This window comes from Dialister succinatiphilus YIT 11850, assembly GCF_000242435.1.
Taxonomy (GTDB): Bacteria; Bacillota; Negativicutes; order Veillonellales; family Dialisteraceae; genus Dialister; species Dialister succinatiphilus.
The window spans coordinates 230,849-241,234 of sequence record NZ_JH591189.1 but is presented as its reverse complement, the minus strand read 5'-3'; the positions used below and the strand labels follow the sequence as shown (position 1 = coordinate 241,234).

General features: G+C 52.0%; 8 protein-coding genes. 1 reads left to right on the top strand and 7 read right to left on the bottom strand.

Annotation, left to right across the window (positions count from 1 at the left end; translation table 11 throughout):
• The first annotated feature begins 472 nt into the window (after nucleotides 1-472).
• Nucleotides 473-1,444 carry an NAD(P)-dependent oxidoreductase gene (locus HMPREF9453_RS09945; protein ID WP_008860435.1) on the top strand — a complete coding sequence of 324 codons (972 nt, stop codon included), beginning with the start codon at nucleotides 473-475 and terminating at the stop codon, nucleotides 1,442-1,444.
• Nucleotides 1,445-1,591: 147 nt separating this feature from the next.
• Here HMPREF9453_RS09945 and HMPREF9453_RS09940 read toward each other — a convergent pair whose 3' ends face one another.
• The 7 genes from HMPREF9453_RS09940 to queA form a co-directional block, all read right to left on the bottom strand.
• Nucleotides 1,592-4,651 carry a leucine-rich repeat protein gene (locus HMPREF9453_RS09940; RefSeq protein ID WP_008860434.1) on the bottom strand — a complete coding sequence of 1,020 codons (3,060 nt, stop codon included), beginning with the start codon at nucleotides 4,649-4,651 and terminating at the stop codon, nucleotides 1,592-1,594.
• A gap of 148 nt (nucleotides 4,652-4,799) precedes the next feature.
• Nucleotides 4,800-5,726, bottom strand: a complete 927-nt coding sequence (secF, locus tag HMPREF9453_RS09935; RefSeq protein WP_008860433.1) for a protein translocase subunit SecF — start codon at nucleotides 5,724-5,726, stop codon at nucleotides 4,800-4,802.
• The gene (gene secD, locus HMPREF9453_RS09930; RefSeq protein ID WP_040380652.1) at nucleotides 5,726-6,949 is read right to left on the bottom strand and encodes a protein translocase subunit SecD; all 1,224 of its coding nucleotides are present in this window, start codon (nucleotides 6,947-6,949) and stop codon (nucleotides 5,726-5,728) included. The genes secF and secD overlap by 1 nt, the downstream gene beginning before the upstream one ends.
• Nucleotides 6,950-6,977: 28 nt before the next feature.
• Nucleotides 6,978-7,571 carry a 5-formyltetrahydrofolate cyclo-ligase gene (locus HMPREF9453_RS09925; protein ID WP_008860431.1) on the bottom strand — a complete coding sequence of 198 codons (594 nt, stop codon included), beginning with the start codon at nucleotides 7,569-7,571 and terminating at the stop codon, nucleotides 6,978-6,980.
• On the bottom strand, nucleotides 7,568-8,044 hold the full coding sequence (yajC, locus tag HMPREF9453_RS09920) for a preprotein translocase subunit YajC (protein WP_148363772.1): 477 nt from the start codon (nucleotides 8,042-8,044) through the stop codon (nucleotides 7,568-7,570). Before yajC ends, HMPREF9453_RS09925 begins: the two co-directional genes overlap by 4 nt.
• Before the next feature lie 61 nt (nucleotides 8,045-8,105).
• Complete coding sequence (tgt, locus tag HMPREF9453_RS09915; RefSeq protein ID WP_008860429.1) at nucleotides 8,106-9,215, bottom strand: tRNA guanosine(34) transglycosylase Tgt; 1,110 nt, start codon at nucleotides 9,213-9,215, stop codon at nucleotides 8,106-8,108.
• A gap of 10 nt (nucleotides 9,216-9,225) precedes the next feature.
• Nucleotides 9,226-10,245: a tRNA preQ1(34) S-adenosylmethionine ribosyltransferase-isomerase QueA gene (gene queA, locus HMPREF9453_RS09910; RefSeq protein WP_008860428.1), complete on the bottom strand. Its 1,020-nt coding sequence runs from the start codon at nucleotides 10,243-10,245 to the stop codon at nucleotides 9,226-9,228.
• Nucleotides 10,246-10,386 lie beyond the last annotated feature (141 nt).

Genomic DNA, 10,386 nt, shown 5'->3' with positions numbered 1-10,386 from the left:
GCAAGCGTTGGCCGCGCGCAGAATCTGGCCGACATGATAACGACGGAAGAACGCCGAAGTTTTCTTCGAGATGGATTCCATCTGCTGGGTGGTTTGTGATATACTTTTCATAGCATGAGCCTCCGGTGCTTGGTATGTTTTTGAGCCAACATAATTATACCAAACTGGCAAGACTCATGCTATTTTTCTGTTTACAAAGCCTGGACTTTCAAGGGGTGCAGGGGATTTTTACCTGCGAAGTTTGAGTTTCCATCATGAAAATCTTCTCTCTTCCCGCCTTCCCTGCCCCTTTCCGCCGGAGAAGAATCATCTTATAATAAAGAAAATCAGGAGCTTTCCCAGCCTGCAGCAGAGCAGGTAAAGAGAAGTAAGCCTGGCCCCTCCAGTGGAAGAACAAGCCCCGCCTTCTTTCCTTTCTTTCTGCAGCAGCCTGCTCCATCCAAAGGATTCCTGTAAACAAAGGAGAAAAACTATGAATATTGTCATTGCCCCGCCCATCAAAGAAACCTATGAAAAAGATGTCCAAGCCCTCTTCCCCGATGCCGCCCTGTTCTGGCTGGAAGAGCTGGATGAAGAGAAGCGGAAAAAGGCTCTGGAAAAGGCAGATGTGGTGCTTTCCAGAAATATTGTAGGCGATATCAGGAAAGAGGAAATCCCCCTTCTTGCCAAACCAGCCATGGTGCAGACCACCAGAACCGGCGTGGACCACCTGGATTTCAAAAAACTGCCGAAGGATATCCGCCTTTACTGCAACTCCGGCGGCTGGGCCCGGGGTATTGCAGAATCTGCCTGCGGCATGATCATCGCCCTGAACCGCTGCCTCCGGGAACAGCTCTATGACCTGCAGCAGGGGAAATTCCATATCCTGGGCTACCACCAGAAGCTCCTTTCTGAACAGACCGTGCTCATTGCAGGCTTCGGCGGCATCGGACAAGCCCTGGCGGAAGTGCTTCCCCCCTTCCACTGCCGCCTCACCGCCATTTCCCGCCACCTGCCAAAGTCCCCTCTTCTCCACAAAGCCTACACCATGGACCAGCTGGAAGAAGCGGTGAAGGAAGCGGACGTACTGGTGCTGGCCCTGCCCTTCACCAAAGAAACGGAAGGCCTCATCAGCAGACACATCCTTTCCCTCATGAAAGAGGACAGCCTGTTGGTAGACGTGGCCCGGGCCCAGCTCATTGACCGGGAAGCCCTGCTGGACAAGGTAAAAAACAATCCCCGCTTCCATGTGGCCATGGACGTATGGTGGGAAGAAAACGAAGCCTATCCAAAGGACGGCGATCCCCTCCTCACCTATCCCAACGTCATCGGCAGCGCCCACAATGCAGAAATGAGCAGCACCGCCCACCGGGAAGCCCTCATGAATGCCCTCCATAACATCCGCGCTTTCTTGGATGGAAAACCGGTGAAGGGAAAGGTGAACAGGAAGGAGTATGAAGCTTGAGGTTTGAGGTTTGAGGTTTGAGATTTGAGATTTGAGATTTGAGATTTGAGATTCTTCGGAATCTTTTCCTGAAAAAGCAGGTCCCTCCTTTCGGAGAGACCTGCTTTTTCAGCCATTTTCAGGGAAGTGATTTTAATCAGCGCTTCCCTAGTCCCAGCATTCCACGGGAATCCCGTTTTCCATGCAGTAGGTATAGGCGTTGCTGTCCCTTTCGCATTTCACAGTGACCGGCGTATTTTTGAATACATCTTTCCCTATTTCCCGAAGGTTTGAGGGAAGGGTGATGGTCCGAAGGTTCGGGCAGTCGGCGAAGGCTTCGTCTTCCAGCCGGAACAGGTTATTTCCCAGTTCCACATAGGTCAGGGCCCGGCAGTCCTTAAAAGCACCGGCCCACACTTCCCTCACCTTTTCGCCGTAGAAGGCGATGAGTTCGGAGGAGGCAAAGGCATATTCGCCGATGTATTCAATATCCCTGCCGCCGTTTACGTAGAGAAGGGTGGCGTGATTGTAGGTGTCGGTGCAGATGTAATTGTTGAAGGTCATGGTCCAGGGATAGATGAGGATATGCCGTTTTCCGTCGGCCGATGTATATGCCGGACGGCGGGGATCTGCCATGATGGCACGGGCCATGGCCTCCCGGTCATAGTCTCCGTTCTTTTCCGCCTGGACTCTGATGAAATAAATTCTTTCGCCATTGTCCTCTTTTTCCCTTCCCCTGCTGTCCACCGGAATGCCCCGGATGCTGCTGGTAGAAGGAGCGGTGCGCTTGAAATCATCCATAAACCCGTCGTGGCTGTAGTATTTGGAATTGTCGTAAATGTGCCAGTGATTTTCAGCCCAGTACTTCCGCTTCAGCTGCTCGTCTTTCACTTTCCTCATGAGAGGCGACTTCTCTCCCTTCAGGAAATAGGGAATATGGTTTTCCCGGCAGTAAACTTCCCAGGAACTTCCCGGCAGGCAGCACACCGTGATTTCATCACCTTCAAAGACTCCCTCTCCGATACGGCAGTCCTGCTGAAGGAGCTCCATGAAATGAAGGTCCCGGCAGTGGGCAAAGGCATGGTCTCCCACATAGGAAAGGCTTCGGGGCAGCTCTGCCTTGGCAAAGTAAAGCAGCCCTTCAAAGGCATGGGCCCCTATGGATTCAAGTCCCTCGTCTGCCTTTATCTGGTACACTGTAGATTTTTGGAAACAGGACTCCCCGATTTCTTTGATATCTCCTTTCAGGTGAAGATAGCAGATGGGCGCTTTGATGAAGGCGCTGCAGTCCAGCTTTCTATAGGGAGCTGCTCCTTCTCCCTTTTCCGGAATGTGGATGACTTCAGGAAAGCGATCATTGTCTTCCTCCAGGAGCTTTGAAATATCCGGAAGGAGCCGCCTGTATTCCACCGGAAGGCCCGGGTGTTCTTTTGCGGAAATGATATCCCCTGCACCTGCCTTCGTAAGAATGGTGGTATGGCTGTCTAAAAGGTCTCTTTCCTTCATATATTCATAGGCCTTGCCGGAAAGAGGGATGTCCAGCCGCACGGGAGATTCACGGTCCTCATCGTCTTCCACCATGGTATCCGGCGAAAGCTCCACCACCATGTTTCCCTCTGCCGCAGAAAGGGGATACACCGATACAGAGGAAGGGATGGACAGTACCTTCAAAGAAGGCAGCCTGTAAAAAGCATGCCTGCCGATGGTTCTAAGGCTCTTTGGCAGTCTGATTTCCTTAAGGTTCCTGCAGTAGCAGAAGGCGTAGTCGGAAAGGGCCGTCACCCCTTCCGGGAGCGTAATGGATTCATCGTCCCGGTGATAGAAATAGAAGGAGGGAATGGTGCCATCTTCTCCCATATTCCGGGATTGTCCCTTTTGAATGACGATTTCTTCTGTTTCCTTCTTTAATTCATCCATAAGGTCATAGGGAAATCTTGTTTCCACGCCTTCCATGGCCGCAGCAATATCTCCTGCCTTTGGAAGAAGTTCCCGATCCATGATCTCGTCAAGCGCCGTCCCCCCTTCCTTTATCCGCTGCAAGAGGGAAGGCAGCGGAAGGCCCCTCTGTTTTTCATAGGATGAAAGCACTGCCATGGAAAGTTCATACTTCACCTTTTCCAATGCTCCCCCAAGGCCGAAGGCCTCGGCAATACGGTCAGCGGTACCCTTTTGGTCCCTGCCAAAGGCATAGAAAAGCTTATAGGAAAGCATGCTGCAGGGATTATGGGCCAGGGCATAAGCAGCCCCATCCTTTCGGCGGCCCTTCTCCAGCTCTCCGTTTTGGATGGCAGAAAGAATCCTCTCCGGCACTCTCACGTCCTTCTTGTCCAGCGGAAGCAGGTTCAGCCGGTCCGCTGCATCCATCACCAGGCATCCCGCTGCCCTTTGATAGGCATTCATAAAGGACTTCATGAGGTCCTCTGATTGAAAAAGTTTCTCCAGCTCCTGCCTTTCCTGGCTGTTTGTAAAGGCATTGCCTATGGCATTGAAGAGACTGTGGCCGGCGCCAATGACCAGATTGGCAATGCCGGCGGTAATCATGCCTTCAATGGCGCCGCCGATACCGAAGCCGCCGCCTATAATGCGGCCTCTATACTCCTTGCGGAGTTCCCTATATTTTCTGGCCGCCTCGGCGCTGCCTGTAATCCGGCCCACCTTTTCCAGAAGGAATTCGATGAAGTCCTGCCAGGCATCCAGCGCAGAAGGGGCTCCTTCCTTCGTATCCCGGGTCATAAAGTTTTGAAATTCCAAACCGTAAATGCCGCGGCCCATGAGGAGGGACGATTCCTTTTTCAAGAGGCTTCCAAAGAGCTCCTTCACCGCCTTTTCATCGGAAACAAATTGAAGAAGCCCCTTCACATCACCTTCGCCCAGGTAAATACGCTTGAGTTCTGCCGGAGTTTTTGCTTCAGCCATCATAACCTTAAACAGACGGAAAAATCCCACCTGCCGCTCATCGTATTCAAAATGGCAGCCGTCCATGTCAAAAGCATAGACTCCCCTTTCTCCGTCATGGAAAGGACGGAGCGATTCACTGTCGTCATGGGGAGAGCAGAAAATAGGATAGATTTTTTCTTCCTTCTTCTCATCTACCTTCTTCAAGAGATCATCCAAAGAAGGCCCCTCTTCCGATGAGCCCTTTCCTTCGGAAGAAATCACCGGCGTCCCGCAGTGGGGGCAGAATTTCGAACCATCAGGCAGCGGTTTTCCGCAGTTCATGCAAAACATGGCAATCCTCCTATTCAATCAAAGGTTTCTTGTATTTTATTGTACTACGCAAGGCAGGGTATGTCACATGATAGACCGGGAATATATCTTCACTCTCCTCCCCACCAAAAAAGACCTCCCCCAGGGGGAAGTCTTTTTTTAGTGCCTATCAGGCTTTTGCCTTTTTCGCTTTCACTGCGTGAGGTTCATTTCTCTGGCTGTGAAGGTGTTCATGCCAGGTGACCCAGATACTGGATGCCACGCAGATGGAGGAATAGGCACCGGAGATGAAGCCGATGAGCATGACCAGGGCAAAGTTCTTTGTAGTATCCCCGCCGAAGAAGTAAAGGGATGCTACGCAGAAGAGGGTGGTGGTCAATGTATAGAGGGAACGGCGGATGGTCTGGTGAATGGAATCATTGGCCAGAGTGGCAAAGCTGTCGGTCCTTCTGTGGGTGTGAAGGTTTTCACGGATGCGGTCGAAAATAACGACCGATTCGTTCATGGAGTAGCCAAGAACCGTAAGGATGGCGGCCAGGAAGGAGGCGTCCACTTCCAGATGGAAGAAGGCAAAGACTCCCAGTACCATGAGGATATCATGGCAGATGGCCACAATGGCGGAGATAGCGATTCTATGTTCAAAGCGGATGGACATGTAGAGAATCATGGCACCGAAGGAAATGAGCACGTTCAGCAGGGTGCTTCTGGTTACTTCGGAACCGATGACGGCACCTACCGTTTCGATACGCTTCACGTCGCCGCTGCCTACTTTATCCTTCACATGACCTACCACGGTCTGTGCCTCTTCAGAGGACAGGTTTCTGGTACGGATGATCACATCATTGCTGGTCTCACCGGACATATTGCCGGAAAGCTGGATGGTGGCTGTCTGGAGTCCGTCTTCTCGAAGTCCGTCACGTACTTCTTCTACGGTGACATTCTTGTCAAAGCCCAGTTCCAGAATGGTGCCGCCGGTGAAGTCAATGCCCCAGTTGAAGCGGAACAGGATGATGGAAATGATGGAGAGGATGATCATGATTCCCGAGAAGGTGAACCAGATCTTCTTATGGCCGATAAAATCGAAATTCTTAAACATTATCTGTCATACCCCCTTTTCCCGCCGAACCACCAGGGATTATGAATCCAGCTGGCATCAATAAGGAGCATCAGGAGGGTACGGCTCACGGTAATGGCGGTGAACATGGAAACTGCCACGCCAAGGCCCAGGGAGAAGGCGAAGCCCTTCACCGTAGCACTGCCCAGGAAGAAGAGGATGCAGGAGGTAATGATGACGGTCATATTCGCATCGAAAATGGTGACAAAGGCCCGCTTGAAACCGGCCTGCACCGCCAGACGAAGGATTTTGCCCGCCGCGATTTCTTCCTTGAATCGTTCAAAAATAAGGACGTTGGCGTCCACCGCCATCCCTACTGACAGGATGACGCCGGCGATACTGGGGAGTGTCAGGGTGGCGTGAAGGATATTCAGCACGCCCAGAAGGATGAGCACATAGACCAGAAGTGCCGTATCAGCCACAAAGCCTGCCATGCGGTAAACCGCCATCATGAAGAGTACTACCAGGGAAATACCGATGGTAAAGGCTACCACGGACTTGTCCTTGGAGTCCTGGCCCAGGGAAGGACCTACGGTTCTGACTTCCAGTACAGAAACTTTCACCGGAAGGGCGCCGCTTCGAAGGAGGATGGCCAGATCTTTGGCTTCTTCCAGGGTGCGCTGGCCGGTAATGACGGCAGAGCCGCCGGTAATGGCTTCATTAACCACCGGATTGGTCAAAAGTTCGCCATCCAGGTAAATCCCGATGTGGCGGCCAATATTGGCAGCCGTGAGGTCGCCGAATTTTTTGCCCCCTTCATCGGTGAACTGCAGTGCTACCAGAGGCTGCTTGTTCTGACCCATTTCTTCCTTGGCGTTCTTCAGATCTTCACCGGTCAGCTTGACATTGCCTTCCTCATCCTTGAATTCGAGGACTGCCGTCTTACCGATGGTTTCGATGGCTTTCTGGGGATCCCGTTCACCAGGAAGTTCGATAATGATACGGTTGGCCCCTTCCCGCTGGATAATCGGTTCGGTGAGACCCATTTCATTGACACGCTTCTGCATGATATTAATGACCTGGGTAATCGCCTCGGGGGTGACTTTGTTCTGCGGCGTATCTTCCGCCTGCATGACGATATGGGTACCGCCCTGCAGATCCAGCCCCTGCCGGATATGGCCGGCCAGCGGTCCCACAGCGGCAGCAAAGGCACCGATAATGACCAGGATCACCACCCAGAATCGGATGAGAGCTCCCTTTCTCAGGGGGCTTTTCCTTTTTGTTTCCAAAACTTCAACCTCTTTTCGTTACAATGATACCGGTATCGGTTACAATTTTTGCCATCTTTCTATCAAAGGGTTCAGAAGGAATGGCCTCCACCACCTGGAAATCCCAGAGGGCAGCCACCCTCTTTTCCAAAGGCACCCGGGAGAGGTAGCGGTCGTAATAACCGGCGCCCATGCCCAGACGGTTTCCCGCCCTGTCGCAGGCCACGCCGGGAACCAGCACCAGATCCAGTTCTTCCGGAGTAATGGTGTCATATCCTTTGGGCAGATCCCGAAGGCCCAGGGGCCCTTTCACAAAATGGTCCATGTCCAGAAGCCTTCCGGCTTCCATCTGCCGTTCTGGCAGACATACCGGCACGTATACTTCCTTTCCCTCGGAAAGGGCCAGGGCAATGAGCCGGTCCAGATTGGACTCGCCTTTCATAGCCAGGAAGGCCATGATCCGCTTTGCTTTTTGGTATTCCGGAAGAGAAAGGATCTGCTCGGTGAGGCGGTCTGCCTTTTTTTCTGCCTCATCATCAGAAAGAGCCCGCCGTAAGGCGAGCATCTTCCGGCGGATTTCCTTTTTCAGTTCCGAAGAGGAAATATCCGTCTCTGTCATTTCTTTACCTCAGTTTTGGACTTTGCATCCTTAGCCGCATCCTTGTCATCCACTTCCACTTCTTCTTCGATGACTTCGGTACCTGCGTCTTTGGGATCGTCCACTTCCACCACTTCTTCTACCACCTGGGTTTCCGGTTCATCCTTTTGGGATTTCTTGTTTTCCGGAATCACTTCAGAGGCAGGAGCTTCGCCTACAGCCGGCTTGCCTTCAAAGTGCTGGATAGCTGATTTTTCAACCTTGATGACTACTTTCGGTGCGATTTCCAGTTCCACGTATTTATCACGGAGAACTTTAATGGTCCCATGGACGCCGCCGGATGTTACCACCTTGTCGCCTTTCTTGAGAGCCATGAGGAAACGTCCTCTTTCAACCTTCATCTTCTGGGTAGGACGGTACATGAAGAAGTACATAATAGCTACCAGAATGAGGAAAGGCCATACCAGGCTCAGGATATTCATTGCTTGTTCCACTTATGATTTCACCTCCAACGAACGTATAGAATCATTTTAGCATAAAACAGGGGGGATGTCTTTATCTTTTGTAGTTTGCCATGAAATTTTCGCGGAATTCCGTAAAGTTTCCGTCAATAATGGCCTGTCTCATATCCCGCATGAACTGGAGCAGGAAGTACAGGTTATGGATGGTGACGAGACGGAAGGCCAGAAGTTCTTCGGACTTATAGAGATGACGGATATAAGCCCTGCTGTAATGGGTGCAGGTATAGCACTGGCATCCTTCTTCCAGAGGCGCCCAGTCCTTCTCATATTTTTTATTCTTCATGTTCATGCGGCCGCTGTGCACCATGGCCATGCCGTTTCTGGCCACCCTGGTGGGGAATACGCAGTCAAACATGTCAACGCCCCGGGCCACGCCTTCCACCAGGCAGTCCGGCGTACCTACGCCCATGAGGTAGCGGGCTTTATTCACCGGCAGGAACTGGGTGGTATATTCCAGCATTTCATACATGAGGTCATGGGGTTCGCCCACGGAAAGACCGCCGATGGCCATGCCGTCAAAGGGCATGGCAGAGATTTCCTCGGCGCTCCTTTTTCTAAGGTCCTTGTACATGCCGCCCTGCACAATGCCGAACATGCCCCGGTCGGTGCGGGTGTGGGCCTTGATGCAGCGCTCCGCCCAGCGGGTGGTGCGGGCAGTGGAATGGTCGGCATAGTCATAATCTGCAGGATAGGGAATACATTCATCGAAGGCCATGGCAATGTCGCTTCCCAGATCTTCCTGGGCATGGATGGATACTTCCGGTGACAGGAACTGTTTGGAACCGTCCAGGAAAGAACGGAAATGGACGCCCTCTTCCGTAATCTTTCTCATGGCTCCCAGGCTGAACACCTGGAATCCGCCGGAATCGGTGAGGATTCCTTTATGCCAGTTCATGAAATCATGAAGTCCGCCGGCTTCCCGGATCAGTTCCGTGCCGGGACGGAGAAAGAGATGGTACGTATTGGACAGGATGATCTGGGCGCCCATGTCTTCCAGTTCCTCCGGCGTCACCGTCTTCACCGTAGCCTGGGTACCTACGGGCATGAACATAGGTGTTTTGAAGGTGCCGTGGGGCGTATGAAGAAGGCCCGCTCTGGCTCCTGTTTTCTTATCTTCTGCAATGAGTTCGTAGTTGATAACCATAGAGGATTCCTTATCTGATAAACATGGCATCGCCGAAGGAGAAGAAACGATACTTCTGTTTCACCGCTTCCTCATAAGCTGCCAGGATATGCTCCCTTCCTGCAAAGGATGCCATCATCATAATGAGGGTGGATTCAGGAAGGTGGAAATTGGTGACAATGGCGTCCACCATATGCCACTGGTAGCCGGGGTAAATGTAGAGCTGTGTCCAGCCGCTGCCGCTCTGCAGCGTTCCGCTCTGTCCTGCCGATTCCAGGGTACGCACGGAGGTGGTGCCTACGGCAATGATGCGGCGGCCTTCGCTTCTGGCCTGATTGACTGCATCCGCCGTTTCCTGGCTTACGGTGTACCATTCCTTGTGCATTTCATGGTCTTCGATATTTTCCTCATTCACCGGGCGGAAAGTGCCGATGCCTACATGAAGGGTAACGAAGAGAAGTTCAGCCCCCTTCTTCTTCATTTCCTCCATCAGTTCCGGCGTGAAATGAAGACCTGCCGTAGGAGCAGCAGCGGAGCCTTTGTACTTGGCATAGACCGTCTGGTACTCATCCTTGTTTTCCAGCTTCTTGTGGATATAAGGAGGTGTAGGCATTTCTCCCAGCTGGTCCAGGAGGCTGTCGAAATTACCATCATAGTGGAATTCCACCACCCGACCGCCAAAGTCCGTTTTGTCCAGCACTTTGCAATAGCAGGAATCGGAGAACTCGATTTCTGTGCCGGGAAGAGCCTTCTTGCCCGGGTTCACCAGCACTTCCCACACATCATTGCCTTTCGGCGTAAGAAGAAGCATTTCCACCTTGCCGCCGGTAGTTCTTTTCTTTCCGTAGAGACGGGCGGGAATGACCTTGGTATTGTTGAATACGAATACATCGCCCGGACGGATTTCATCCAGAATATCCCGGAAATGATGGTGCTCCCAGGCGCCGGTGTTCTTGTCCAGCATCATCAGCCGGCAGGAATCGCGGGGTTCCGCCGGTTCCTGGGCAATGAGCTCTTTGGGAAGGTTATAGTTGAATTCTTCAAGTTTCATTAATTCTTATCTCCTGTCATTCAATGTAATTCTTTATCAGTTTAACCTTTATATTATATGACAAAATGATGGAAAGTTTCCAGTTTCCGGTTTATTGGAGACATGCGTCAGGCAGAGGAACCATATGCCCGGTGTCAAAGG